Raw genomic sequence first — 26249 nt, 5'->3', positions numbered from 1 at the left:
CCAGGTGCAGCGGTGACACACGTCGACCACCGGACCCAGTCACGAGGCAGCCCGGAGGGGCTGCTTCGGGAGACGCGATTCAGTAGTCAAATGTGTGTCGCACCCGACGCACCCGTCGGAGCAACCTGAATATCTTGGCAGAGAACGCGCGGCCCGCCAAATCTCCGGGACCATCGGTCCGCGGAGGGGCCCGCGGGGGCGTCGACCGGGGAGGTCGAGGGCCACCGTCTCCGTCACACCCTAGTGCCTCGCCCGACCGTCCACCGAGCCAGTGCGAGGATGTGCAGGCCCCCGATCACCCCCGAGACGAGCCGAAGGAGTGGGATGAGCGACGGCCCCACGCCCGAGTTCCCGCCACCGGGTGCCACGCCCCCGCCCGAGCCGTCCGGGACGTCGTACGGCGCCGCGGGCCACCCGCCCCCGCCGGCGTACGCACCGCCACCCCCGGGCGGGCCGCCACGGACGTACGGCGAGATGCTCGGCGCCGCCCACAAGCCCGGCGCCATCCCGCTGCGCCCCCTCACCCTGGGCGCCATCTACGACGGGGCGTTCCGCATCATCCGGTTCAACCCGAAGGCGACCGTCGGCGCCGCGGTGCTGGTGACCGCGATCGCGAACCTCATCCCGGTGCTGGTGACCGCGGCGATGACCTTCGCCCTCTCGGTGCCCTTCGAGGGGGTCATGACCGAGGACCCCGAGACCCTGGACGAGATCAGCACCGCCGACGTCGCCGGACTGGTGGCGCTGGTGAGCTCGCTGTTCCTGGGCGCCGTCGCGACCTGGTTCGGCATGGTCTTCGTCACCGGCATGGTCGCCCACGTCGCCCGGGCCGCCGCCGTGGGGCGCCGGCTGAGCCTGGGCGAGGCGTGGCGGGCGACCCGCGGCAAGCGCTGGCGGCTGGTCGGGCTCAACGTCGTGCTCTCCCTCGGCCTGCTCGTCGGCTTCACCGCCTACGCCCTGCTGTGGGTGGTCCTGGTGGTCGCGGGGACCGATCCGCTGCTGCTCCTCGGGTTCGGCCTGGTGAGCGTGCCGGCCCTGCTGGTCGCGCTCTTCTGGTTCTGGATCCGCGTCTACTACCTCCCCGTGCCCGCGCTGATGCTGGAGGACGTCGGCGTGTTCGGGGCGATCGGCCGCGGCTACCGCCTCACGTCCCGGCAGTTCTGGCGCACCTTCGGCATCGCGCTGCTCACCTGGCTCCTCACCACCATCGCGGGGCAGGTGCTCAGCACCCCCGTCAGCCTCGTCGGGCAGCTGCTCGCCCTCGCGGTGCCGGAGTACGGCTGGCTGGTGCTGGTGCTGACCAACTCGCTGGCCTACGTGCTGCTCTACGCCTTCGTCGCCCCGTTCACCTCCGCGGTCGTCGCGTTGCAGTACCTCGACCAGCGCATGCGCAAGGAGGCCCACGACGTGGAGCTGATGCGCGACGCCGGACTGATGCCCCGGTGAGAGCCCTGCTGCGCGTCACCGAGCCGCCCCTGGACCCCGACGGCGACCGGGGCCGCTCCCTGCTGCGCGACGAGCTCGCGGACCCGCAGTACTACTCCGACGACCTCATCGAGCGGGCGCTGACCTGGATCTCGCGCTGGCTGGACGGACTCGTCGACACCGCCACCCGCGCCGACGGGCTCAGCGCCTTCCTCGCGATCGTGGTCGCTCTCGCCCTGCTCACCGCGCTGCTGCTCCTCGCCGGCCGGGCGCGGCGTACGACGCGGCTCGAGCGGGCCGACCGGGCCGCCCTGCCCCGGGAGCGGGTCTCCGCCGCCGAACTGCGGGACCGCGCCGAGGCCGCGCTCGCCGAGCAGCGCCACGACGACGCCCTCGTGGACGGCTTCCGGGCGCTGGCCGTGCGCCAGATCGAGCACGGCCGCATCGCCGACGTGCCGCAGGCCACCGCCCACGAGCTCGCCCACGAGCTGGCGGGCCGCTTCCCCGACCACGGCCCGGCCATCGCCGCGCTCGCCGACACCTTCGACGCGGTCCTCTACGGCGACCACACCGCGACCGGCGGTCGGGCACGGGACGCCCTCGCCCTCGACGACCTCCTCGCGGGGGTCCGCCGGTGACCACCACGACCACGGCGCCCCCACCGACCGGCTTCTGGCAGCGCAACCGGATCTGGTTCGCCGTCGCGCTCGCCCTGGTGGTGGCGGTGGCGATCTCGGCCTGGGCCAGCAGCGGGGACGGCGAGTACGACGATCCGCTGGACCCGCAGAACCCCGGGCCGCAGGGCGCGCAGGCACTCGCCGCCGTGCTGGACGGGCAGGGCGTCGACGTCAGCGTCGCCCGCGACGCCGCCGCCCTCGAGGACGCGACCGTCGACGCGGACACCACCGTGGTCGTCACCGGCAGCGACGAGCTAGCGCCCAGCACCACCGAACGGCTGCTGGACCACGCCGCCCCCGGCCGGCTCGTCCTCCTCGACCCCTCCCGCGCGCTCACCGATGCCGTCGCCGACGACCTCGGCACCCGCACCCGCGTCGAGCCCGACGGCGTCGCCGCCGGCTGCCCGGCGTACGACGGCCTCCGGGTGACCGTCGACGCGGCCGTCGGGTGGCGCGGGGGCGAGGGCTGCTTCACCACCGGCGGCGTCACGCTGCTGCACCGCACCGGCGACGACACCGCCCTGTTCGGTGCGGGCACCGCGGTGAGCAACGACCAGGTGCTGCGTGCCGACAACGCCGCCGTCGGGCTGCGGCTGCTGGGGGCCACCGACCGCCTCGTCTGGTACGTCCCCACCGCCGAGGACGCCGCGAGCGACGAGGCCCCCGCCCTCACCGACCTGATCCCCGACTGGATCGTGCCCGGCCTCTGGCTGGCCCTGGCCGCCGCCACCGCACTCGTCCTGTGGCGCGCACGTCGGCTCGGCGCTCTCTCCACCGAGCCGTTGCCCGTGGTGGTCCGGGCCGTCGAGACGGCGCGCAGCCGCGGCCGGATGTACCACCACAGCAACGACCGCGGCCACGCCGCCGCCTCCCTGCGCGCCGCGTCACGACGACGCCTCGCCCACGGCCTCGGGCTCGCACCGGGCGCCCACCCCGACACGGTGATCGACGCGGCCCACCGACGGCTCGGCCACGACCGCGACGAGCTGCAAGGCCTGCTCGCCCCCGACGCCCCACCCCCGACCGACGACGAGGCGCTCGTGCGCCTCGCCGACGCCCTCGCCCGACTCGACGATGAGGTGATCCGCCGATGACCGACGCCTACCCACCCCCGCCGCCCGGCACCCAGCCGGTCTCCCCCGACCCCACGCCCGCCGAGGACGGGCCCCGCGGCCGCCTGCTCGCCGTACGCCGAGAGGTCGCCAAGGCCGTGGTCGGCCAGGACTCGGCGGTCTCGGGCCTGCTCGTGGCGCTGCTGTGCGAGGGCCACGTGCTGATGGAGGGCGTGCCGGGCACGGCCAAGACGCTGCTGGTGCGCAGCCTCGCGGCATCGCTGTCGGTCGACACCCGACGGGTGCAGTTCACCCCCGACCTGATGCCGGGTGACATCACCGGCTCGCTGGTCATCGACTCCCAGCGCGGCGGTGAGCTGACCTTCCGCGAGGGTCCGGTGTTCACCAACCTGCTGCTCGCCGACGAGATCAACCGCACGCCGCCCAAGACCCAGTCCGCGCTGCTGGAGGCGATGGAGGAGGGCCAGGTCTCCGCCGACGGCGCGACGCGGCCGCTCCCCCGGCCGTTCCTGGTGGCCGCCACGCAGAACCCCGTCGAGCACGAGGGCACCTACCCGCTGCCCGAGGCGCAGCTGGACCGCTTCCTGCTCAAGCTCGAGCTGCCGGTGCCGCCGCGGCAGGACGAGGTCACCATCCTCACCCGGCACGCCGACGGGTTCGACCCGCGCGACATCGCCGCCGCGGGCGTGACGCCCGTGGCCGGTGCCGACGACATCGCCGCCGGACAGCGTGCGGTCCGCGAGGTGCAGGTCTCGGCCGAGGTGGCGGCGTACATCGTCGACGTGGCGCGGGCGACGCGGGAGTCGCCGTCGCTGTCCTTCGGCGTCAGCCCCCGCGGCGCGACCGCACTGCTGCGGGCCGCACGGGCGTGGGCGTGGCTGTCGGGTCGCGACTTCGTCACGCCCGACGACGTGAAGGCGTTGGCCCGCGCGACGCTCGCGCACCGGCTGGGCCTGCGCCCGGAGGCCGAGCTCGAGGGCGTCGACGCGGCGCAGGTGCTGGAGTCGGCGCTCGGATCGGTCCCGGTGCCGCGGTGAGAACGTGATGGCGATCTCCGGTCGGGTCCCGCTGCTGCTCCTGCTCGGGGTGGGCGCGGTCGTGCTGCGCCCGCTGGCGGGCACCGCGTGGCTGTGGCTGCTCGGCGTGCTGGTGCTGGTGGGCCTCGACCTGCTGCTGGCGAGGTCGCCGGCGCGGACCACGCTGCACCGCCGCGAGGTCGGCAGCGTGCGGCTCGGCGAGGAGACGGCATCGACGGTCGTGGTCGGCAACGATGCGAGCCGCCGGGTCCACCTGGAGGTCCGCGACGCGTGGCAGCCCTCCGCCGGGGCGACCGGCAACCGGGCGCGGTTCTCGCTGCCGGCGGCCGGCCACGACACGCTCCACACCGGCCTGCGACCGACGCGCCGTGGTGACCTGGCCGCGGACGGGGTGACGGTGCGCAGCTGGGGGCCGCTGCGACTGGCCGCCCGGCAGCGCACGTTTCCCGTGCCGGGCACGGTCCGCTCCCTGCCGCCGTTCGAGTCGCGCAAGCACCTGCCGTCGCGGCTCGCGCGGCTGCGCGAGCTCGACGGCCGCGCCGCGGTCCGGGTACGCGGCCAGGGCACCGAGTTCGACTCACTGCGCGAGTACGTCCGTGGCGACGACGTCCGCTCCATCGACTGGCGTGCCTCGGCGCGGTCCGCACAGGTCGTGGTGCGCACCTGGCAGCCCGAACGGGACCGCCGCGTGGTGCTGGTGCTCGACACCTCGCGTACGGCGGCCGGGCGGGTCGACGACGTCCCCCGGCTGGACGCGGCCATGGACGCCGCGCTGCTGCTGGCCGCCCTCGCCTCGCGCGCGGGGGACCGCGTCGACTTCGTCGCCGGCGACCGGCAGGTGCGGTCGCGGCGGCGCCTGACCGGTGCCCGGGACGTGGCCGGCCGACTCCAGGACGCGATGGCTCCGCTGGCCGCCGAGATCGTCGAGGCCGACTGGGACGCGCTGGCCAGTGCCGTGCAGCAGTTCGGCAAGCAGCGCGCCCTCGTGGTGCTGCTGACCCCGTTGGAGCCCTCGGCGATCACCGAGTCGCTGCTGCCCGTGCTGCCGGTGCTGACCAACCACCACCGCGTGGTGCTCGCCTCCGTCCGCGATCCCGAGTTGTCGCGGATGGCCCGGGAGCGCTCCTCCGTCGCGACGGCGTACGACGCGGCGGCGGCGGAGTCGGAGCTGGCCCGCCGCGCCGACCTCGCCGAGGTGCTGGGTCGGCTCGGCGTCGACGTCCTCGACGCCGACGCTGCCTCCCTCCCGCCGCGCCTGGCCGACCACTACCTCTCGCTGAAGGCCCGCGGCCTGCTGTAGGCGCCGAGTCGGCGTGAACTCGGCGAATGACCCGCGCGAGTCGGCGTGAACTCGGCACTCACCCGGCCGCGAGTGCCGAGTTGGCGCCGACTCGGCACTCCCGACAGCCGAGTTGGCGCCGACTCGGCGCTCAGGACTGGGTGGCGACGCGGTCCTCGAGGAGGGACTCGGCGACGTCGCCGGTGATGCCGCGGACGACGGCGCGGCGGCCGAGCACGAAGACGTAGGCGAGGAAGACCAGCTCGGCCAGGATGCCGATGCCGACCCGTGCCCACGTCGGCAGGGGCGACGGGGTCACGAACGCCTCGATCACGCCGCTGACCGCCAGCACCGCGACCAGGCCGAGGGCGACGGTGATGGCCATCCGCCCGGCACGGGCGAGGGCGGCGGGGCGCGACCGGTCCCCCGGTTCGACCCAGGACCAGAACAGCCGCAGGCCGACACCACCGGCGACGAACACGGCCGTCAGCTCCAACAGGCCGTGCGGCAGGATCAGGCCCCAAAACAGGTCGGCCCGGTCCGCGCGGGTCATGATCGAGCCGATGATGGCCAGGTTCGCGATGTTCTGGAACAGCAGCCAGATCACCGGCAGCCCGAGGATGCCGAGCGCGATCGCCAGGCCCGAGACCCAGGCGTTGTTGATCCACACCCGCGTCGCGAAGGCGCTGGCGGCGTTCTCGGAGTAGTAGCTCTCGAAGTCGTTGTTGACCAGCTGGTCGACCTCGCCCGGCGACATCAACGTCTGCTCGACCGTGGGGTTGCCGACCAGCCACCACATCATCACCGCGGTGACCAGCACGTTGCCGGCCAGGCAGCCGAGCCACCACCACCGCATGCGGTAGAGCGCGGCCGGGAACTGCTCGGTGAAGAACCGCCCCGCGGCACGCCAGTGCAGGACGCGCGCGCCCAGCATCGCCACCCGGGCCCGGCTCAGCAGGGAGGACAGGTGGGCCACCAGCTCCCCGTCCGGGGCCGCGGTGCGTACGACGGACAGGTGCGTCGCGACCTGCTGGTAGCGGTCGACGAGCTCGTCGGCCTGGGCCCCCGTCCGGCGCCGGGTCCGCACCAGCTCCTCCAACCGCTGCCACTCGTGGTGGTGCGCCATCACGTAGGCGTCGAGGTCGATGCGGGGCACGCGCCCAGCGTAGGGGTCTCGACAGGCTCGACCAACGGGGCCGACGGCTCGACCAACGGGACCGACGACTCGACCAACGGGGACGGGCTCGATCATCAGCCGCCCGAGCCCGACCGACGGAACGGTGCCGCGACCAGCCGGTGGCCGCCTAGGCTGGGCGGTGATGTCGACGCCGGCCCCGGAGTTCGCGACGCTCACCCGTGACGACCTGGTCACCGGGGAGGGCGTCGCCCTCGACCTGCCCCCGGCCAGCCTGGGCGTGCGGATGGCCTCGGGCGTGATCGACGTGGTGGCGGTGGCGCTGCTCCTGCTGATCTCCTTCCTCGTGCTGGGCCTGGCCGCGCTGCCGGCCCGCGACGACGCGCTGATGGCGGCCGCTGCCGTGGCCGCCAACGTGATCACCTTCCTGGTGTTCCCCACGACGCTGGAGACGCTGACGCGGGGCCGGTCGCTCGGCAAGCTGGCGATGGGGCTGCGGACGGTGCGGGACGACGCGGGCCCGATCACCTTCCACCACGCGCTGACCCGCGCCCTGATCGGCTTCGTCGAGATCTACGCCCTGGCCGGCGTCCCTGCGTTCTTCTCGATGCTGCTCAGCGGCCGCGGCAAGCGGCTCGGCGACTACGCCGCCGGGACGTACGTCGTCCGCGACCGCGTCCGCCTCCGCCTGCCCGAGCCGACCCCGATGCCGCCACACCTGGCGGGGTGGGCGCACCGCGCGGACGTCGCGGCCCTGCCCACCGGGGTGGCGTTGGCGGTGCGGCAGTTCCTGGGCCGCCGCGCGCAGCTGGACCCCGCGACGCGGCACCGGGTCGCCGGTCAGCTCCTGGCCGACGTGTCGCCGTACGTCGCCCCTGCGCCGCCGACGCAGGCACCGGCCGAGGACGTGCTGGCTGCGGTCATCGCGGTCCGGCGCGAGCGCGACCTGCAACGACTCCAGCGCGACGAGGACCTGCGACGCCGTCTCACCTCCTCCCGTGACTTCCACGGGGGTGGGTAGTTTTGTCATCGCCGTTGTCTCCGCCCACGGCGTCGGCTCCGGCCGAGTGAGGAACCCGCCACGAATGCCAGGAGTCCGACCGTCATGACGACCACTCCCGACACCTCCGCCTCGGCGGCCAGCACGATGACCGCCGCCGAGCTGGCGCGGGCCACCGAGACCATCGAGCAGGTCAGCGCGGCGTTCTCGAGCCGTGTCGTGGGCCAGGAGCGCGTGCGCACCGCACTGCTCGTCGCGCTGCTCGCCGAGGGACACATCCTGCTCGAGAGCGTCCCCGGGCTCGCCAAGACGTTGGCCGCCTCGACGTTGGCGCGGTCGGTGGACGCGGAGTTCGCCCGCATCCAGTGCACGCCGGACCTGTTGCCCAGCGACATCATCGGCACCCAGGTCTACGACCCGCGCCACCACGAGTTCGAGACCCAGCTGGGTCCGGTGCACCGCAACTTCGTGCTGCTGGACGAGATCAACCGCGCGAGTGCCAAGACCCAGTCGGCGCTGCTGGAGTCGATGCAGGAGCGGCAGACCTCGATCGCCGGGACGATCCACAAGCTCCCCGAGCCGTTCATGGTGATGGCCACCCAGAACCCGCTGGACGAGGAGGGCACCTATGTCCTCCCCCACGCGCAGATGGACCGCTTCCTGCTCAAGGAGGTCATCACCTACCCCGCCGAGGCCGACGAACTGGGCGTCCTGGACCGCATCGACGACGACCGGCTGGGCCAGCACGCGCCGGAGCTGGAGGCGGTGGCCGACCTGGTCCAGGTCCGTGAGCTGCAGGCACTGGTCCGGCGGGTGTACGTCGACCCGGCGGTGCGCCGCTACGTCGTCCAGCTGATCCGGGCCACCCGCAACGTCAGCGAGGTCGTGGGCCCCGAGCTCGGCTCCTACGTCGAGATCGGGGCGAGCCCCCGCGGCTCGATCGCGTTCTTCCAAGCCGCCCGCGCCATGGCGGTGGTCCAGGGCCGCCACTACGTCATCCCCGAGGACGTCCGCGAGCTGCGCCACAGCGTGCTGCGGCACCGCCTGCACCTCACCTTCGAGGCGCTGGCCGACCGGGTCCCGCCCGAGACGATCATCGACGCGGTGTTCCGCGCCGTCCCGACGCCATGAGCTCCCACCTCACCCGGGTCAAGACGCACCTGTCACTCCACGCCCACCGCAAGGTGCGCGGCATGTTGGAGGGCGAGTACGCCTCGGTCCAGGTGGGGCGCGGCATCGACTTCAGCGACCTGCGCAGCTACGTGCGCGGGGACGACGTCAAGGACATCGACTGGAAGGCGTCGGCGCGCACGCGCCAGTTGCTGGTCAAGCGCTACGTCGCCGAGCGCAAGCACACCATCCTGCTGACGGTCTCGACCGGCCGGAGCATGGCCGCCCTCAACGACGTCGACGTGAGCAAGCGGGACCTGGCCGTCTTCGCGGCGGGCCTGGTGGGCTACCTCGCCGCCAAGCACGCCGACCTGGTCGGCCTGGTGCACGGCGACGCGGCCGAGCAGCACGTCCGGCGGGCCGCCGGCGGCGAGGTGCACCTGGAGCGCCTGCTGGCGACCGTCCACGACGCCACCTCCCCCACCGGCGCCGCGAGCGACCTCGGCGCGGTGCTCGACTACGTCCGGCGCGCCGTACGCCGCCGCACGATCATGGTGGTGGTCTCCGACGAGACCGCGCTGTCGGAGGAGGTCGTGCAGCTGCTGCGCCGCCTGCGGGTGCAGCACGAGATCCTCTACCTCACCATCGGCGACCTGGACCCCACCGCGGCGGCGCTGCCGGTGGGCGCCGGGTCGGGTCCGATGGTCGACGTCGACACCGGCCGCGAGGTGCCGGAGTGGTTGCGCGGCGACGCCCGCCTCCAGCAGGAGTACGCCGCGCTGGTCGCGACCGAGGAGAGCACGATGCGCCGGCAGCTGGACCGGCTGGGGATCGTCCACGAGCGCATCCACGACCGTGACACCGCGGTGACCGCGGTGTTCCGGCTGCTGGAGAGGCATCGCCATGCTCGTCACGGCTGAGCTCCCCGCCGAGTTCAACGGCCCCGTCGGGTACTTCGACCGGTGGCTGTGGTTCGCGCTGCTCGCGGTGCTGGTGGTGATCGCCTACTACCTGGCCACCTGGTGGCTCACGCGGGAGCGCAGCGAGCCGGCCGACACCGCGCCGCCCCCGCCGCCGGCACCGGACGCCCAGGGGCGGCACCTGGCCGCGATCGACCGCATCGAGACCGAGGTGCGCAGCGGCGTCCTCGCGCTGCGCGACGGCCACCAGCAGCTCAGCGAGACGGTGCGGTCCTACGTCGACCTCACCACCCACCTGCCGGCGCGGACGATGTCGCTGGCGGACTTCAAGCGCACGGCGCCGGGGCAGCTGGCCGACACCATCGAGCTGATGTACCCCCCGGAGTTCGCTCCGGGCGAGGAGGGACGCGCCGGTGAGCGCTTCGACATCGCGGTGGAGCGGGCGCGCGGGTTGGTGTCGGCATGGAGGTGACCTGGATCGGCGGCGAGCTCGGCCTGCGGTGGCCGTGGCTGGTGGTGGCGCTGTCGCTGCTGGTGGTGGCGCTGCTGGTGCTGTGGCTGCGGCCGTGGCGTCGCCGCGCGGCGACGGACCCGGCGTGGGTGGCGCACGCGGAGCGGCTGCGGTCACTCCCCCGATTCCGGGACCTGGTGCGGCAGCGGGCGACGTTCGGTGCCCTGGCCAGCGTCGCGGTGCTCATCGCGATCGCCGGCACGATCATCCTGGGCGGTCGTGTCGAGCAACAGCGGGCGCTGGACGAGGACGTCAACGCGCGTGACGTCATCCTGTGCCTGGACGCCTCGGGCTCGATGGCGGAGTACAACGTCGAGGTGCTCCAGGAGATGCAGCGCGTCGTGTCGGGCCTGGACGGCGAGCGGGTCGGCCTGGCGATCTGGAGCAAGGCCACGATCACCATCTTCCCGCTGACCGACGACTACGACTACGCCCAGGAGCGGCTGGCCGAGGCCGAGGAGGCCTTCCAGGGCATCCAGGGCCTCTTCACCGACGACGCCGACCTGGACCGCTACTTCGAGTACGTCGCGGGCACCCAGCGCCTCGACGGCGGCGCCGACATCGTCTCCCAGATCGGCGACGGGCTGGCGTCCTGCGTGCAGCGCTTCGGCGACCTGGAGAGCGAGCGGGGACGCGCGATCATCCTGGCCAGCGACAACGAGCCCTACGGCCAGGGCGTCTTCACCCTCGAGGAGGCGTCGCAGTACGCCGTGCAGAACCAGGTGGTGGTGCACGGCATCGGCACCGAGGGGTTCGAGAAGCGCGCCGCCGACCTGACCGACTTCGAGGCGGCCGTGACCCGCACCGGCGGGCTCTTCGGCCACATCGACGACGAGTCCTCGGCCGCGAACATGGTGGCCCAGATCAACGAGCTCGAGGCGGCCCGGGTCGACGAGCCCCCGGTGGTGCAGACCTTCGACCGGCCGTTGCTGGGGATCATCGTCACCAGCGTCGGGATGGTCCTCCTGGTCGGGGTGTGGGTCGCCCAGTGGCGAGCCGGCCGTGCGGCGCGGGGGCGGCCATGACCCGGCCCACGCTCGTCCTGCTGCGGCGCATCGCCATCGCGATCGCCTTCGTGGCGGTCGTGCTGCGCCCCGAGTTCGGTGAGCGGGGCCTGGCCAGCCAGACCTCCGACGTGGAGGTCCTCGTCGTGCTCGACCGGACTCGGTCGATGGCCGCGCTGGACTACGGCGACCGGCGGCCCCGGCTGGAGGGCGTGACCCAGGACCTGCGGACCCTGGTCGAGGAGCTGCCCGGCACCCGGTTCGGGCTGATGACCTGGGCGACCCAGGCCCGACTGGAGCTGCCCTTCACCACCGACCACCAGGCGTTCCTGACCGCCGTGGAGACGACCCGGCTGCAGGACCCCTACGACGGTCCCGGCACGAAGGTGGACACCCCGCTGCGGGCGCTGGTGCGCGAGCTGCGTGACGCCGAGGAGCAGTACCCGGACCGCCGTCGGATGCTGGTCTTCGTCTCCGACGGGGAGAACACCACCGGCGACCAGCCACGCTCCTTCCGGCGGCTCGAGCAGTTCCTCGACGGTGGTCTCGTCCTGGGCTACGGCACGCCCGACGGTGCACCGATGCCGCTGGCGGCCGACCTCTCCGACGCCCGCGGCAACGTCCAGGCCGACGGCACGGACGCGATCTCGCGGACCGACCGCAAGGCGCTGCGGACCGTCGCCCGCCAGACGGGCACCGAGTTCGTGGCCCGCACCGGACCGGGTGGCATGCGGCGGTTGGCGGCGGACTTCTCCGGCCGCTTCACCGAGGAGTCCGACCAGCGGGTGACCGCCCCCATCGACTGGACGTGGCTGGCTGGCCTGGCGCTGTTCCCGCTGCTGCTGTGGGAGCTGCACGGGCACTGGCGCACGCTGTGGGAGGCGCGTACGACGCTCGGTCCCGGCCGCCGGCGGTGGCGCCCGCAGGAGGTGGAGCGGTCGTGAGGACCTCGATGACGCCCACGGCACCGACGGCGCAGCGCCGGCTCCGCCGCGCCCTGTGGCGAGCGGGGATCATCCCCGCGATCCTGGTCCTGGTGGTGCTGGGCAAGGTCGTGGTGATGATGTCCCACGACGACGAGGGGCGGACGGCGTTCGCCGATGCGTCGTTCGTGGAGGCCGCGGAGGAGTTCGCGGAGAACCGGTCGTGGAACTGGTTCGAGCCGTGGGTGGCCCCGTTCGACGAGGGCGCGGCGCGTCATGCCAACCAGCAGTACCCGCTCGCGATCGAGCACTACGAGGTCGCGCTGCAGACGGTGCCGACGGTCGAGGAGTGCACGGTGCGGATCAACCTCGCCCTGGCCCACGAGGCGCTCGGCGACCGTGCCGCGGACGGCTCTCCGCCGGACCGGCAGGAGGCGACGGCCCGGTGGCAGGCCGGCATCGACGCCCTCGCCGAGGGCGGGTGTCCCCAGGAGTCCGGTCGCGGGCAGGAGCAGACCGAGCAGGCGCAGGACGTCGACGAGCGGCTGCGGCAGAAGCTGGAGCAGCAGGACCAGCAGGACGACGACCAGCAGCAACAGCAGCAGGACGACCAGCCGCAGCAGCAGAGCCCCCAGGAGCAGGAGCTGGAGGACCGCAACGACGAGGGACGCGAGGACCGTCGCGACCAGCAGGAGGAGCGGGACCAGCAGAACCAGCCGGGCAGCGGTGACGGCGAGGGCGACCCCGGCAGTACCCCGCCACCCAGCTGGTGAGCCGGTCCCGCCGGCGGGGTGACCGCCGGCGGGACCGGCGGGTCAGCGGCGGCGCAGCAGCCAGCGCAGGACGACCAGCGCCGCGAGGGCGCCGAGCACCTGCTTGCCGTAGGCGCGCCACAGCACGGGCAGCGCGGTGGCGCCCAGGTCCAGCGCGTCGGCACCGGCGGTGGGGGGATCCACCGGTGCCGACGCGGTGGCCGGTGCGGCAGCGGGAGGCGTCCCGGACGATCCCGGTGCGGCCTCCCCCGCTGGTGACGCCGGCCCCGGCGCCGCCGGGGCCGGCGTGTCCAGGCGTTGCTCGAGGCAGGTCACGAACTGCCCCAGCAACTTGTCCGAGACGTCCTGCATCACACCACGACCGAACTGCGCCGGCTTGCCGGTGATCGCCAGCTCGGTGACCACCGTCACCGCCGTGCCCTCCGGGGCGTCGGCCATGGTGAGGGTGACGTGCGCGTTCGCCGTGCCGTTGCCGCGCTTGTCCTTGCCCTTGGCGTCGACGACGAAGCGGCGTGCGGCCTCGTCGCGCTCCACGAAGGTGCCCGACCCCTGGTAGGTCAGCGCGATCGGGCCCAGCTTGACCTTGCAGCTGCCGGAGAAGGTCTCGCCGTCGGTCTCGCTCACCTGTGCTCCGGGGAAGCACTCGGCCACGGCGGCGATGTCCTGGAAGTGCTCCCAGGTCTCCTCCGGCGTCGTCGGGACGGTGAACTCGTGGGTCAGGTCCATCAGGCGACTCCGGCAGCGGCGAGGACCGCACGACGGGTGAGGACGGTGGCGAGGTGCCGGCGGTAGTCGGCGTCGCCGTTCAGGTCGCTCGGGGGCTGGGTGCCCTCGGCGGCGTGGGCGGCGGCTGCCGCCACGGCGTCCTCGGTCGCGGGCTGGCCGGCCAGTGCCTCCTCGACCGCGGTGGCGCGCAGCGGGGTCGATCCCATGTTGGTCAGCCCGACCCGCGCCTCGGCGATGGTGTCGCCGTCGGTGCGGACGGTCGCGGCCACCGCGACGATGGGCCACTGGTGCACCACGCGCACGAACTTCTCGTAGCGCGCACCCCAGCCGGTGTGCTTGGGGAGGTGGACCTGGGTGAGGATCTCGTCCTCGCCGACCGCACTCTCGAACAGGTCGACGAAGAACTCCGAGGCCGGCACGGTGCGCGTGCCGTTCGGGCCGGCGATGACGAACGACGCCCCCAGGGCGAGCGCCGGCGCGCCGAGGTCCCCGGCCGGGTCGGCGTGGGCCAGCGCCCCGCCGAAGGTCCCGCGGTGGCGGACCTGGGCGTCGGCCAGGTGCGAGACGGCCTCGCTGACCACCTGGGCGTGCTCCCGGACCAGCGGGTCCCGCAGGACCGCGTCGTGGGTCGTCATCGCGCCGATGACCAGGTGGTCCCCGTCGTCGCTGATCCCCCGCAGGCTGTCGATGCGGCCCAGATCGATGACCCACTCGGGTGCGTTGAGCCGCATCCGCAGGATCGGCAGCAGGCTCTGGCCGCCGGCGATGATCTTGGCGTCGTCGCCGTGCTCGGCCAGCGCCGAGAGGGCCTCGTCGAGGCTGGTGGGTGCCACGTAGTCGAAGGTTGCGGGGATCATGCCTGTCCCTCCTGGGTGCGCGAGGCCTGCGCCTCGGTGATGGCTCGCCAGACGCGGTCCGGCGTACACGGCATCGTGATGTCGTCCACGCCCATCGGTCGCAGCGCGTCCACGACGGCGTTGACCACGGCCGGTGTCGAGGCGATCGTGCCGGCCTCGCCGACGCCCTTGGTGCCGAGCGAGTTGGTGGTGCTCGGGGTCGTGGTGTGGTCGATGTCGAAGTTGACGGTGTCCGCCGCGGTGGGCAGCAGGTAGTCGACGAACGAGCCCGACACCAGGGTGCCGCCCTCGTCGTAGACCGCCTCCTCCCACAGCGCCTGGGCGATGCCCTGGACCAGGCCGCCGTGGACCTGGCCGGCGACGATCAGCGGGTTGATGACGTTGCCGATGTCGTCGACGCAGACGTACTTGCGGATGTCCACCCGCCCGGTCTCGGTGTCGATCTCCATCGCGCACAGGTGGGTGCCGTGCGGGAAGGAGAAGTTGACCGGGTCGTAGGTCGCGTCGGCGTCCAGCGACGGCTCCATGCCCTCGGGCAGGTCGTGCGCGGCGAAGACCGCGGTCGCGATCTCCTGGATCGCCACGCCCTGGTCGGTGCCGCGGACGCCGAAGCGGCCGCCGGTGAACTCCAGGTCCTCCTCGGACGCCTCGAGCATGTGGGCGGCCACGCGCTTGGCCTTGGCGACGACCTTGTCGGTGGCCTGCACCAGTGCCTCTCCCCCGACCACCAAGGAGCGGGAGCCGTAGGTGTCCAGGCCCTTCGGCGCCACCTGGGTGTCGCCGTGGAGGATCTCGACGTCCTCGAACGGCACCCCGAGCCGATCGGCCACGATCTGGCTGAACGCCGTCTCGTGGCCCTGGCCGTGGGCGCTGGCACCGGTGGTCACCTCGACCTTGCCGGTGGCGAGCATGCGGACCTGGGCGTTCTCCCAGCCGCCGGCCCCGTAGTCCAGCGAGCCGAGCACCCGGCTGGGCGCCAGTCCGCACATCTCGGTGAAGGTCGAGACGCCGATGCCCAGCTGGACCTTGTCGCCGGACTCCCGACGCCGCTGCTGCTCTGCGCGGAGCTCGTCGTAGCCGAACATCTCCTTGGCCCGCGCGGTGGCCGCCTCGTAGTTGCCCGAGTCGTACTCCAGCCCCGCGACGGTGGTGAAGGGGAACTCCTCGTGCTTGATCCAGTTCTGCTCACGCACCTCGATCGGGTCCCGACCGAGCTCGTGGGCGAGCTCGTCCATCAGCCGCTCGATGGCGAAGGTCGCCTCCGGTCGGCCGGCACCTCGGTAGGCGTCGGTCCAGGCGGTGTTGGTGAAGACGGTCTGGCACCCGAACCGGTAGGCGGGGAACTTGTAGATCGCGTTGAACATGAAGGCACCCAGGACGGGGACGCCGCCGCCGACGACGGCGACGTGCGAGCCGAGGTTGGCCAGCAGCTCGACGTTGAGGCCGGTGACGGTGCCGTCCTTGGTGGCGGCCAGCGTGAGCCGCTGCCACTGGTCACGACCGTGGTGGGCGGCCACCAGGCTCTCCGAGCGCGTCTCGGTGTACTTCACCGGCTTGCCGAGGCGTCGTCCGACGGCCCAGGCGATCCACTCCTCGGGGGTCGTCTGCAGCTTGCCGCCGAAGCCACCTCCCACGTCGGGGGCGATCACGCGGATCTTGGACTCCGGTACGCCGGTGGTCGCCGCGAGCGCGAAACGCACGATGTGGGGCACCTGGGTCGCCGACCACATGGTGAGCTGCTCACCGGTGGGGTCGACCACGACGCTGCGGGGCTCCATGAAGGCCGGGATCAGGCGCTGCTGGCGGTACTCCCGCTCGATGAGGATCCCGTCGGTGCGGGCGGTCTCGATGGCCTCCTTCACGTCGCCGCCGGTGCCCATCTCGGCGGAGTCGAAGACCCAGTACGCGGACTTGTTGGTGCCGAGGTCGGGGTGGGCGAGGACCTGGTCCTGCTCGGCCTGCTTGAGGTCGACCACGGCCGGCAGCTCGTCGTACTCGACGTCGACGAGCTCGGCGGCGTCGCGCGCCTCGGCCGCCGAGCGGGCCGCGACGACGGCGACGATCTCACCGGCGAAGGACACGCGGTCGGCGGGCATGGGGCTGTGGACCGGGGCGACCTGGTCCGGGGTGATCGGCCAGGCGTTGATGCAGGCGCCGAGCTCCTCGCCGAAGTCGGCGCCGGTGAGGACCGAGACCACGTTCGGGGCGGCCTTCGCCTCGCTGGTGTCGATGCCGGTGATCGTGGCGTGGGCGAAGGGGCTGCGCACCATGGCCAGGTGCAGCATCCCGGGCAGCTTCATGTTGTCGGTCCACCGCGTGCGACCGGTGATGAGGCGCTGGTCCTCCTTGCGGCGCCGGTCGCGTCCGATCTCGGGGCTGGTGGGCTCCTGGGTCGCGGTCATGCCTGCACCTCCTGGCTGGTCTGCGCGCCGCTCTTGGCGGCGTGGCGCACGGCCCGCACGATGTTGTGGTAACCGGTGCAGCGGCACAGGTTGCCCTCGAGGCCCTCGCGGACCGCCTCCTCGGAGGGGTCGGGGTTGTCCCGGAGCAGGTCGATGCTCTGCATGATCATGCCCGGGGTGCAGAAGCCGCACTGGAGCCCGTGACACTCCCGGAAGGCCTCCTGGACGGGGTGGAGCTGCCCGTCCTGGGCCAGGCCCTCGACGGTGGTGACCTCGGCGCCGTCGGCCTGGACGGCCAGCACGTTGCACGACTTCACCGAGCGGCCGTCGAGGTGGACGGTGCACGCCCCGCAGTTGCTGGTGTCGCACCCGACGACGGTGCCGGTCCTGCCGAGGACCTCGCGGAGGTACTGCACGAGCAGCATCCGGGGTTCGACGTCGTCGACGACCTGCTGTCCGTCGACGGTGAGCTTGATCCGAGTCATGACACTCCCTCGCGCTGAGACGGTGACACACGCATCGTGTGACCCCGATCACGATAGGAAGGCCCGGTTGGCAGATGGTTGGCGCCGATCCCGACGGCGGTGAACGCGGGGCGAACCCCTGTCCACGCCGCCCCGATCGACCTATGCTGGAGGTCCGGCGACATGCCCCGAAGGAGGGATCACATGTCCGAGATGGGATACCTGATCTGGCTCATCGCCACGGCCGTCCTCACGACCGGCATCCTGATCGCGGTCGCACTCGAGGGCGCGATCGACAAGCGGCACGGGCCGCCGAGCCCACGCGAGGCCAAGCAGTACTGGCCCCACACCTCGGGCCAGCACCACTAGTCACGCAGGGACCCGCGCGTCCCTCGCGACCAGCTCACCCACGCGCGACGACCAGCCGTGCCCGCAGCAGGGCGGCGGCCGGGTGGGGGCGCCCCTGGACCGGTCGCAGCGACTCCAGGCACACCTCGACGACCTCGGCGTCGTACGGCGCGAGCTCGCTGTAGCGCAGCACGGCATCGGGGTGCGGGGAGGCCAGCAGCGCCTCGCGGACCGCGACGGCGACGTACTCGGCCATCTCGGCCAGGGCGGGACTGTTGGTGCCGGGGAGCAGGTCGCCGCCGTAGGCGTCCACGGCCGCCGCGACGTGGCCGCGCCGCAGCAGCGCCAGCACGTGGTCGACGTCGGTTGCGACCGGGAGCATCAGCCGATAGGGGCGGGACGCGAGCGCCCCGCCGAGGCTGTGGCGCAGGTGGGACACCTCGGCCTTGAGGGTGGAGAACGTGACCGCCGCGTCGCCGTAGAGCATGGCGTGCAGCTGCTCCAGGGAGAGCCCCTCGGGGTGCAGTGACAGCAGGGCCAGCACCTCGGTCTGCCGGCGGCTCAGCAGCAGTCGCTGCCCGTCCAGGCGCGCCTCGGCGGTGCCGAGCAGCGTCATGACCAGGCCCGGGTCGGCGGTCTCCTCCGCGGGTGCGTGTGCCGAGGTCGGCATCGCCCCCTCGATGAGGGTCGCGAGGACGCGCGCGGTGGCGAGCCCGATGGGGTGGGTGCGGTCCCAGGTGGTCGACAGGTCGATCACGCCGAGCTTCACACCCGTCACCGGGTCGTGGACCGGCGCGGCCCAGCAGACCCAGTTGTGCACGATCGGCGCGTAGTGCTCGGCACCGAAGACCATCGCCGGCGAGGAGTGGCGGTTGGCCAGGTCCAGCGCGTTGGTGCCGACCGAGGAGTCGTCCCAGCGGCCACCGGGGACGAAGTTGACGGTCTCGGCGCGGCGGCGCATGACCCGGCCGCCATAGGTCCACAGGACCCGGGTCTGGTTGTCGGTGACCCCGATGACCAGGTCGCCGTCCTCGGCCGTACGCCGCAGCTCCTGCTCGACGCGCTCGACCCCGACCTGGAGCGGCGAGTCGTGGAAGAACGACGCCGTCTCCCCCTCGTCGGCGAGCGGCGCGGCGTCGACGTTCACCGCCACGCTCTGCTCGGACCGGGTCCAGCTGTGCAGGATCTCGGGACGGACCGTCGCAGCGACGGGATCGACGCGGTCGAAGTGCGAGGACCAGGCGCGCGCGGCCGCCTGTCGACGCACGCGAAGGTCGGATTCGCCGGTCATGCCACCTCCAAGAGTGAGGTCGATCACACTCAGCGTACTCGGCCCCCGAACCGGCACCAGTCCGCGACTCCGCGAGCGGTCCGGGCACGGCTTACGTAGGGTGAACACACTCGGAACCACCCGAAAGGCATCCGTGGACGTACTCACTGACTGGCTCACCTACGTACAGACCAACTTCGACTTCATCCTCGAGGAGACGATCAACCACGCGCGGATCTCGTTGACCGCGGTGGCCGCGGCCACCGTGGTGGCGGTGCTCCTGGGGGTCTTCATCCAGCCCCGCCCGTTGCTGCGCGCCCCCGTGCAGTCGATCGTCGGCATCTTCCTCACCATCCCCTCCCTGGCGCTCTTCGCGCTGTTCGTGCCGCTGGTGGGGATCGGCAACTCCGCCGCGATCGCCGCGCTGTTCCTCTACGCGCTGCTGCCGATCCTGCGCAACACCGTGGCCGGGTTGGACGCGGTCAGCCCGGCCGTCGTGGAGTCCGCGAAGGGCATGGGGATGAACCGGACCCAGCTGCTGCTGCGGGTGCGGCTCCCGCTGGCCTACCCGGTGATCATGGCCGGCGTCCGCGTCTCGACCCTGCTGGCGGTGAGCATCGCGGCCATCGCGGCACTGGTCGGCGGCGACGGACTGGGCACCTTCATCGACACCGCACTGGGCCGCCTCGGCCTGCCCAACTCGGAGAACCAGCTGTGGACCGGAACGATCTTCATCGTGTTGCTGGGGCTCGTGCTGGACATCGTGCTCGCCACCGTCCAGCGATTCACCACCCCGCGCGGCCTGAAGCTGTGACCCCGTGACCATCGAAGTGACCGAGAGGAACCCATGAGCTCCGAACCCAAGATCCACCTCGACCGGGTCACCAAGACCTACCCCGGCACCAAGGCCCCGGCAGTGGAGGAACTGACCCTCGACGTCGCCGAGGGCGAGATCCTGGTGCTGGTGGGCCCGTCGGGCTGCGGCAAGTCGACGACCCTGCGGCTGATCAACCGGATGATCGAGCCGAGCGGCGGGCGCATCCTCCTCGACGGCGAGGACGTCACCAAGGTCAACCCCGACAAGCTGCGGCGCCGGATCGGCTACGTGATCCAGCAGATCGGCCTGTTCCCCCACCAGACGATCGCGCAGAACATCGCCACCGTCCCGAAGATGCTGGGCTGGGACAAGCAGCGCACGACCGAGCAGGTCGAGCGGCTGATGACCACGGTCGGGCTCGACCCCGAGCAGTACCGCAACCGGTACCCGAAGGAGCTCTCCGGCGGCCAGGCCCAGCGGGTCGGCGTCGCGCGGGCCCTGGGCGCCGACCCCGACATCATGCTGATGGACGAGCCGTTCGGTGCGATCGACCCGATCACGCGCAACCGGCTGCAGAACGAGTTCCTGCGGGTGCAGCAGGACCTGCGCAAGACCATCGTCTTCGTCACCCACGACATCGACGAGGCCATCAAGATGGGCGACCGGATCGCCATCCTCGGCGAGCGGAGCCGGATCCGCCAGATCGACACCCCCGAGCGGATCCTCGCCTACCCCATCGACGACTTCGTCGACGACTTCATCGGCACCGGCGCCACGATCAAGGGGCTGGACTTCCTCAAGGTCGACTCGGTACGCCTCGCGGAGTACCCCAGCATCTCGGTGCAGGACTCCGCGGAGACCGGCGCCCGCAAGCTGGCCGACAGCAGCCGGGAGTGGCTGGTGCTGACCGACGAGCAGGACCGCCCCGTGCGGTGGCTCCGCAAGGACGACCTGGACGGTCCGGCCTCGGGCTGGTCGAGCGCCGGTGAGGAGATGGGCGACGTCCTGCGATCCGACGACACCCTCTACCAGGCGCTGGAGGTGATGGTGCAGAGCGCGGCGAGCATCACCTGCGTCGTCGACGACCAGGGCCGGTTCGCCGGCGTGGTCGAGATCGCTCACCTCTCCAAGGCCGTGCGGCGGGCGCAGTACGAGGCCCAGCGACACTACGAGGACCTGGAGGCGCAGTCGTGATCGATGTCAGCGCTGCCGGGGCACGCCTGCCCGCCACGCCGGACAGCGACGGCCCGGACCCCGACCCGACCGACCAGCTCCACGGGCTGCGCGCCCTGGGGGCGCGGTTCGCCGGCAAGGGCATCTTCATCGCACCGGTCTTCATCGTCGTGCTGACCGGGCTGTGGCTGCTCCACCGGCGCAGCCTGGACCTGGACAACGCCCAGATCCAGCTGCAGAGCATCCTGGACTGGGAGGACGCGCTGCAGCCCCAGCTGCTGGACCACCTGCAGATCGCGGCCTGGTCGACGCTGATCGTCATCGCGGTGGCGGTGCCCCTCGGGATCCTGCTCACCCGGCCGGCGCTGCGACGGGTGAGCCCGGCGATCCTGACCATCGCCAACTCCGGGCAGGCGCTGCCGGCGTACGGCCTGCTGATCATCTTCCTGACCTTCATGGGCCAGGGCAAGGTCACCGCGATCTGGGCGCTGGCACTCTTCGCACTGCTGCCGGTGCTGCGCAACACCATGGTCGGCCTCGACAGCGTCGACCGCAGCGTGATCGAGGCCGGTCGCGGGATGGGGATGACGCGCGCCGGCGTGCTGGCGCGCATCGAGATGCCCCTCGCCGTGCCGGTGATCCTCACCGGCATCCGCACCGCGATGACCATCAACATCGGCATGGCCACGCTGGCCTTCCTGATCGGTGGCAGCGGTCTGGGCGTCTCGCTCTACGCGGCGATCCAGCTCAACGTGGACGCGGCGCTGATCTCGGTGGCATGGCTGGTGGCGATCGTGGCCATCACCTTCGACTGGATCGGCGCCCTCGCGGAGCGCTACCTGCACCCGCGCGGACTCTGAGGGCCGCCGAACACGACGACGCCGCCGGACGATGATCGTCCGGCGGCGTCGCTGTTGGTGGAGCGGGGCGTGGGCGCCTCAGAGGAGGCCGACGTCCTCCAGGAACTGCTCGGCCACCCGCTCGCGGGGCATGCCCTCCACGTCGACCTGCGCGTTGAGCTCGGCCATCTTCTCCTGGGAGATGTTGTCCCAGATGGTCTCGGCGATCTGGTCGAACGCCTCCGGGTTCTCCTCGTAGACCTCGTTGCGCATCGTGAAGGACGCGTTGTAGATGATCATCACGCCGGGGTCCTCGACCAGGTCCAGGTTGAGCGCGGTGATCCGGCCGTCGGTGGTGAAGACCTCGCCGAAGTCGCAGGCCCCGTCGGAGGTCTCGGTGTAGATCAGGCCGGTCTCGAGGATCTGCTGCTGGCCGCGGGGCAGCTCGTAGCCGGTCGCGTCCTCGAACAGCACCAGGCCGTCGGGGCGGTTGGGGAACTCGCTCTCCATGCAGACCGTCGCGTCCGGGTTCGCCTTCAGGTAGGCCGCCATCGAGTCGAAGTCGAAGCCACCCTCCTCCTCGGCGAGGTCACCGTTGGCCGCGAAGCCATAGGTGTTGTTGAACTGCGAGGTGCCGACCCACTTGATGTCGTTCTGCTCCAGGTCGGCCTCGGAGGTGACCTCGAAGAGCTCGGTGGGGTCGTCGCTGGGGTCGTCGTTGCCGAGGTGGACCGTCCAGCCGGTGCCGTTGTACTCGGGGTAGGTGTCGATCTCCCCGGCCTCGAGGGCCTGGCGGTTGACGTTGGTGCCACCGAGGTCGACCTGGTTGGTGACGTTCGCGCCCGCTGCCTCCAGCGCCTGGACGTACATCTCACCCAGGATCTGGTTCTCGGTGAAGTCCTTCGACCCCACCGTCACCGACACGCCGGACAGCGCGTCGCCGCCCGGGGAGGCCTCGCCCCCGCCGTCGTCACCGCATCCGGCCAGCGTCAGGCCGAGGGCGAGTGCCACGCCCGTGCCGAGAACTGTTTGCACACGATTTCGCATTCGACTTCCTTCGCTCGCTGCGTCCCCGAGGACTCGGTACCAGCGACTGGACTGCTCGTCACCGGCGTCGGGGCAGCCTCGTTGCCACCCCCCAGATCCAGCAGGATAGGCCGGTTCGCGCCGCGAGGGCGGGCAATCGGGCGACACGCACACAACGATCCGATTCCGATTCGCGCTCAGGGAGCGTCGTGCGGACCGCCCTCGGAGTGGTGGATCCGGCCCTCGGTGGCCGCCAGCGGCTCCCCCGTGCCGCCCCACTGCCCGGCGATGATCTCGGCCGCGATGCTGACGGCCGTCTCCTCGGGCGTCCGCGCTCCGAGGTCGAGTCCGATGGGGCTGCGCAGCCGGGTCAGCTCGGCCTCGGTCAGGCCGGCCTCCCGCAGCCGCTCCAGCCGGTCCTCGTGGGTGCGGCGCGACCCCATGGCACCGACGTAGGCGACCTCGGGGAGCCGCAGCGCCTCGGTCAGGACGGGCACGTCGAACTTCGGGTCGTGGGTGAGGACCGTGATGACCGTACGCCGGTCGATCCGGCCGGCTGCGACCTCCTGCTCGAGGTAGCGGTGCGGCCAGTCGACGACCACCTCGTCCGCGCCGGGGAAGCGAGTGGTCGTGGCGAAGACCGGTCGGGCGTCGCAGACCGTCACGTGGTAGCCGAGGAAGTCACCGACCCGCGCCACGGCAGCGGCGAAGTCGATCGCCCCGAAGACCAGCATGCGCGGCGCCGGCGCGAAGGCCCACACGAAGACGCGCATCCCCTCGCCACGACGCTCGCCGTCGGGTCCGTAGGTCAGGGTGCCGTGGTGGCCCGCGGCCAGCAGCCCGAGTGCGTCGTCGTGGACCGCGTCGTCCATCCGGGTGCTGCCCAGGCTGCCCTGCAGGTCCTCCCCCGGCCGCACCAGCGCCCGCCGACCGACGAAGGCCGCATCCGGGTGGTCGATGACGGTCACGACCGCGACGGGCCGGCCGGCGTCGATGTCGTCGGCGACCTCGCCCAGCTCGGGGAAGGTCTCCTGGTTGACGCGCTCCACGAAGACGTCGAGGATCCCGCCGCACGTCAGGCCGACGGCGAAGGCGTCGTCGTCGGAGACGCCGTACCGCTCCAGCACCGGGGTGCCGCTGGCCATCACCGACTGGCCGAGCTCGTAGACGGCCCCCTCGACGCACCCGCCGGAGACCGAGCCGACCGCGGAGCCGTCGGGACCGACCAGCATCGACGCGCCCGCGGGACGCGGCGCGGACCGGAACGTCGCGACGACCGTGCCCATGCCGACGGTCTCGCCGGCCTCCCACCACGGACGGAGCGTGGAGAGCACCTCACGCATCGCCGACCACCTCCATCAGCTCGGCATAGGTCGCCAGCGAGTGGCCGGCGAGGAAGGCATCCAGGTGCGGCAGGGCCGCCCGGACGCCGCCCTGGACGGGCTCGTAGCCCTGCTTGCCACGGTGCGGGTTGACCCAGATGACGCGGTGGGCGAGGCGCTGCAGTCGGGCGAGCTGCTCGGCGAGCAGGGCGGGGTCGCCGCGCTCCCAGCCGTCACTGAAGATCACCACGACTGCGCCGCGGGCCATGCCCCGTCGTCCCCACCGGTCGACGAACGCCTCCAGGGTCTCCCCGAGCCGGGTGCCGCCGGACCAGTCGGGCACCGTCGCGCCCGCCGCGGCCAGCGCCCGCTCGGGGTCGCGCGCTCGCAGCGCGCGGGTGAGGTGGGTCAGCCGCGTGCCGAGGGTGAAGGTCTCCACCCGGTGCCCGCTGGGCCGGTCCGCGCTCCGGGACGCTCCCCGGCCGCAGCGCGAGGCCGTCGTCATCCGGTGCGCCAGGCGCAGCAGGGCGTCGGCGTACCCGCTCATCGAGCCGGAGACGTCGACCAGGAGGACGACGCGGCGTGACCGGGTGCCGCGGCGGCGCCAGCGCACCGTCGTCGGCTCGCCGAAGTTGCGCAGGCTGGCCCGGAGCGTGCGGGCCGCATCGATGCGCCCGCGGTGCCAGGCGACGTGGCGCGCCGTCGGCCGGGTCGGGGTGCGGGGCCGGAGCGAGGAGAACAGGGCGGCCAGGTGGCGGCGTTCGGCGGCCGACATGCTCGCGACGTCGCGATGGCGGAGCACCTCGGTGTCGCTGGCCGCGGCGGGCACGACGTCGCCGTCCGAGTCCTCCTCGCCGCCGCCCTCGCCCTCGCCGAGGTCGACCTGCACGGGCGTGGGGTTCGCCGCCGGTCGCCGGCCGGTGGGCAGTGGCTCACCACCGAACCACGCGACGAAGATCCGGTCGTAGCGGGCCAGGTCGTCCGGCGAGGCGCACAGCGTGGCGCGGCCCGCGGCGTAGGTGGCGCGGCGGTCGTCGGCTCCGGCGATGGCCGCCGCCGCGAGGAAGGCCTGCGAACGGTCCTGGGTGACCGCGACACCGGCGGACCGCAGGGCGCGGGCGAAGCCGAGCAGCACCTCGTCGGCACCGTGGTCGGCCTCGGCCCGGACGCTCATGCCAGCATCCGATCCAACGCGGCCCGCACCCGCTCGGTGTCCTCGCGGTACTTCACCAGCGCGCCGAGGGTGGTGGCGGCCGCGTCGAGGTCGAGGTCGGCGACGCCGAGGTACTGCAACGACCGCGCCCAGTCCAGCGTCTCGGCGACGCCTGGCGGCTTCTGCAGCCCCTCCTCCGCGCGCAGGCGCTGCACGAGTACGGCGACCTGGCGGGCGAGCTGCTCGCTCACCTCGGGCGCCCGGGCCCGCACGATCGCGACCTCACGCTCCAGCCCGGGGTGGTCGATCCAGTGGTAGAGGCAACGGCGCTTGAGCGCGTCGTGCAGGTCGCGGGTGCGGTTGGAGGTGAGGACGACGGTCGGTGGGGTCGTCGCGGTCACCGTGCCGTGCTCGGGGATGCTGACCTGGTAGGTGGAGAGGACCTCGAGCAGGAAGGCCTCGAACTCGTCGTCGGCGCGGTCGATCTCGTCGACCAGCAGCACCGCGGGGCTGCGCTGCAGCGCGGCCAGCACCGGGCGGGCCAGCAGGAACCGCTCGTCGTAGAGCGACTTCTCCGCCTCCTCGAGCCGGTCCGGCGTCGCACCACCGGTCGCCTCCAGTGCCCGCAGGTGCAGGATCTGCCGCGGGAAGTCCCAGTCGTAGAGCGCCTGGGTGGCGTCGATGCCCTCGTAGCACTGCAGCCGGATCAGCGGCTGGTCCAGCGCCGCGGCGAGCGCCTCGGCGAGCGCGGTCTTGCCGGTGCCGGGCTCCCCCTCCAGCAACAACGGTCGCTCCATGACCTGCGCGAGGTGGAGCACGGTGGCCAGGTCCTCGTCAGCGAGGTAGCCGGTCTCACCGAGGCGTGCAGCGAGCGAGGCCACCCGGTCATCCATGCTCTCGACCCTAGATCACCCTCGTTGGCCAGCGGTTGGCTCGTCGTCACAAGCGTTCGTGCTCAATTTCGTCAACGACCACAGCAAGAACG

At 72.5% G+C, this 26249-nt stretch carries 26 protein-coding genes; 16 read left to right on the top strand and 10 right to left on the bottom strand.

Annotated features, from left to right (window positions below; all coding sequences use genetic code 11):
* Positions 1-324 precede the first annotated feature (324 nt).
* Genes KUV85_RS17325 through KUV85_RS17305 form a run of 5 tightly spaced genes read left to right on the top strand, consistent with a single transcriptional unit; the run spans position 325 to position 5512 of the window.
* A complete protein-coding gene (locus tag KUV85_RS17325; protein ID WP_219961135.1) occupies positions 325-1446 on the top strand; it encodes a hypothetical protein in 1122 nt (373 codons plus the stop codon).
* Complete coding sequence (locus tag KUV85_RS17320; RefSeq protein WP_219961134.1) at positions 1443-2063, top strand: DUF4129 domain-containing protein; 621 nt, start codon at positions 1443-1445, stop codon at positions 2061-2063. The genes KUV85_RS17325 and KUV85_RS17320 overlap by 4 nt, the downstream gene beginning before the upstream one ends.
* The gene (locus KUV85_RS17315) at positions 2060-3196 is read left to right on the top strand and encodes a DUF4350 domain-containing protein (RefSeq protein WP_219961133.1); all 1137 of its coding nucleotides are present in this window, start codon (positions 2060-2062) and stop codon (positions 3194-3196) included. Before KUV85_RS17320 ends, KUV85_RS17315 begins: the two co-directional genes overlap by 4 nt.
* Positions 3193-4212, top strand: a complete 1020-nt coding sequence (locus KUV85_RS17310; RefSeq protein ID WP_219961132.1) for an AAA family ATPase — start codon at positions 3193-3195, stop codon at positions 4210-4212. The genes KUV85_RS17315 and KUV85_RS17310 overlap by 4 nt, the downstream gene beginning before the upstream one ends.
* Positions 4213-4219: 7 nt before the next feature.
* Entirely contained in the window at positions 4220-5512 is a 1293-nt protein-coding gene (locus KUV85_RS17305) for a DUF58 domain-containing protein (RefSeq protein ID WP_219961131.1), read from the top strand.
* A 130-nt stretch (positions 5513-5642) separates the two neighbouring features.
* Here KUV85_RS17305 and KUV85_RS17300 read toward each other — a convergent pair whose 3' ends face one another.
* Positions 5643-6647: a stage II sporulation protein M gene (locus KUV85_RS17300; protein WP_219961130.1), complete on the bottom strand. Its 1005-nt coding sequence runs from the start codon at positions 6645-6647 to the stop codon at positions 5643-5645.
* Between the two features lie 163 nt (positions 6648-6810).
* Between KUV85_RS17300 and KUV85_RS17295 the strand changes: the two genes are divergently transcribed.
* From KUV85_RS17295 to KUV85_RS17265, 7 genes are all read left to right on the top strand, one after another.
* On the top strand, positions 6811-7647 hold the full coding sequence (locus tag KUV85_RS17295) for an RDD family protein (RefSeq protein ID WP_219961129.1): 837 nt from the start codon (positions 6811-6813) through the stop codon (positions 7645-7647).
* A gap of 84 nt (positions 7648-7731) precedes the next feature.
* Entirely contained in the window at positions 7732-8757 is a 1026-nt protein-coding gene (locus KUV85_RS17290) for an AAA family ATPase (RefSeq protein WP_219961128.1), read from the top strand.
* A complete protein-coding gene (locus KUV85_RS17285) occupies positions 8754-9656 on the top strand; it encodes a DUF58 domain-containing protein (RefSeq protein WP_219961127.1) in 903 nt (300 codons plus the stop codon). Before KUV85_RS17290 ends, KUV85_RS17285 begins: the two co-directional genes overlap by 4 nt.
* A complete protein-coding gene (locus KUV85_RS17280) occupies positions 9640-10128 on the top strand; it encodes a hypothetical protein (protein WP_219961126.1) in 489 nt (162 codons plus the stop codon). Before KUV85_RS17285 ends, KUV85_RS17280 begins: the two co-directional genes overlap by 17 nt.
* Positions 10119-11192 carry a vWA domain-containing protein gene (locus KUV85_RS17275; protein ID WP_219961125.1) on the top strand — a complete coding sequence of 358 codons (1074 nt, stop codon included), beginning with the start codon at positions 10119-10121 and terminating at the stop codon, positions 11190-11192. Before KUV85_RS17280 ends, KUV85_RS17275 begins: the two co-directional genes overlap by 10 nt.
* Positions 11189-12115, top strand: coding sequence for a vWA domain-containing protein (locus tag KUV85_RS17270; RefSeq protein ID WP_219961124.1), 927 nt, complete (start codon positions 11189-11191; stop codon positions 12113-12115). Before KUV85_RS17275 ends, KUV85_RS17270 begins: the two co-directional genes overlap by 4 nt.
* A complete protein-coding gene (locus tag KUV85_RS17265; RefSeq protein WP_219961123.1) occupies positions 12112-12867 on the top strand; it encodes a hypothetical protein in 756 nt (251 codons plus the stop codon). The genes KUV85_RS17270 and KUV85_RS17265 overlap by 4 nt, the downstream gene beginning before the upstream one ends.
* Positions 12868-12909: 42 nt before the next feature.
* Here the strand turns inward: KUV85_RS17265 and KUV85_RS17260 are convergent, their stop codons facing one another.
* The 4 genes from KUV85_RS17260 to KUV85_RS17245 are packed head-to-tail and all read right to left on the bottom strand — an operon-like array spanning position 12910 to position 17337.
* Entirely contained in the window at positions 12910-13593 is a 684-nt protein-coding gene (locus KUV85_RS17260; protein ID WP_219961122.1) for an SRPBCC family protein, read from the bottom strand.
* Positions 13593-14450, bottom strand: a complete 858-nt coding sequence (locus tag KUV85_RS17255) for an FAD binding domain-containing protein (protein ID WP_219961121.1) — start codon at positions 14448-14450, stop codon at positions 13593-13595. Before KUV85_RS17255 ends, KUV85_RS17260 begins: the two co-directional genes overlap by 1 nt.
* On the bottom strand, positions 14447-16852 hold the full coding sequence (locus KUV85_RS17250) for a xanthine dehydrogenase family protein molybdopterin-binding subunit (RefSeq protein WP_219961120.1): 2406 nt from the start codon (positions 16850-16852) through the stop codon (positions 14447-14449). Before KUV85_RS17250 ends, KUV85_RS17255 begins: the two co-directional genes overlap by 4 nt.
* A complete protein-coding gene (locus KUV85_RS17245) occupies positions 16849-17337 on the bottom strand; it encodes a (2Fe-2S)-binding protein (RefSeq protein ID WP_219961119.1) in 489 nt (162 codons plus the stop codon). Before KUV85_RS17245 ends, KUV85_RS17250 begins: the two co-directional genes overlap by 4 nt.
* 183 nt (positions 17338-17520) lie before the next feature.
* On the opposite strand from KUV85_RS17245, the gene KUV85_RS17240 reads away from it, so the two are divergent.
* On the top strand, positions 17521-17685 hold the full coding sequence (locus tag KUV85_RS17240; protein ID WP_219961118.1) for a hypothetical protein: 165 nt from the start codon (positions 17521-17523) through the stop codon (positions 17683-17685).
* 34 nt (positions 17686-17719) lie between these two features.
* Here the strand turns inward: KUV85_RS17240 and KUV85_RS17235 are convergent, their stop codons facing one another.
* Positions 17720-18955, bottom strand: a complete 1236-nt coding sequence (locus KUV85_RS17235) for a hypothetical protein (RefSeq protein WP_219961117.1) — start codon at positions 18953-18955, stop codon at positions 17720-17722.
* Between the two features lie 133 nt (positions 18956-19088).
* On the opposite strand from KUV85_RS17235, the gene KUV85_RS17230 reads away from it, so the two are divergent.
* The 3 genes from KUV85_RS17230 to KUV85_RS17220 are packed head-to-tail and all read left to right on the top strand — an operon-like array spanning position 19089 to position 21784.
* On the top strand, positions 19089-19748 hold the full coding sequence (locus KUV85_RS17230) for an ABC transporter permease (protein WP_219961116.1): 660 nt from the start codon (positions 19089-19091) through the stop codon (positions 19746-19748).
* A 33-nt stretch (positions 19749-19781) separates the two neighbouring features.
* Positions 19782-20945, top strand: coding sequence for an ATP-binding cassette domain-containing protein (locus tag KUV85_RS17225; protein WP_219961115.1), 1164 nt, complete (start codon positions 19782-19784; stop codon positions 20943-20945).
* Complete coding sequence (locus KUV85_RS17220; protein ID WP_219961114.1) at positions 20942-21784, top strand: ABC transporter permease; 843 nt, start codon at positions 20942-20944, stop codon at positions 21782-21784. Before KUV85_RS17225 ends, KUV85_RS17220 begins: the two co-directional genes overlap by 4 nt.
* A 78-nt stretch (positions 21785-21862) precedes the next feature.
* Here KUV85_RS17220 and KUV85_RS17215 read toward each other — a convergent pair whose 3' ends face one another.
* The 4 genes from KUV85_RS17215 to KUV85_RS17200 form a co-directional block, all read right to left on the bottom strand.
* Positions 21863-22774, bottom strand: a complete 912-nt coding sequence (locus tag KUV85_RS17215; RefSeq protein WP_219961113.1) for a glycine betaine ABC transporter substrate-binding protein — start codon at positions 22772-22774, stop codon at positions 21863-21865.
* A 212-nt stretch (positions 22775-22986) separates the two neighbouring features.
* On the bottom strand, positions 22987-24132 hold the full coding sequence (locus tag KUV85_RS17210; protein WP_219961112.1) for an XdhC family protein: 1146 nt from the start codon (positions 24130-24132) through the stop codon (positions 22987-22989).
* On the bottom strand, positions 24125-25285 hold the full coding sequence (locus tag KUV85_RS17205; protein ID WP_219961111.1) for a vWA domain-containing protein: 1161 nt from the start codon (positions 25283-25285) through the stop codon (positions 24125-24127). Before KUV85_RS17205 ends, KUV85_RS17210 begins: the two co-directional genes overlap by 8 nt.
* Positions 25282-26157: an AAA family ATPase gene (locus KUV85_RS17200; protein WP_219961110.1), complete on the bottom strand. Its 876-nt coding sequence runs from the start codon at positions 26155-26157 to the stop codon at positions 25282-25284. The genes KUV85_RS17205 and KUV85_RS17200 overlap by 4 nt, the downstream gene beginning before the upstream one ends.
* Positions 26158-26249 lie beyond the last annotated feature (92 nt).

Origin of the sequence: Nocardioides panacisoli (assembly GCF_019448235.1) — a bacterium.
In the GTDB taxonomy this organism is placed as follows: Bacteria; Actinomycetota; Actinomycetes; order Propionibacteriales; family Nocardioidaceae; genus Nocardioides; species Nocardioides panacisoli_A.
The sequence above is the reverse complement of the archived record's forward strand: the minus strand, read 5'-3'. Positions and strand labels throughout refer to the sequence as shown.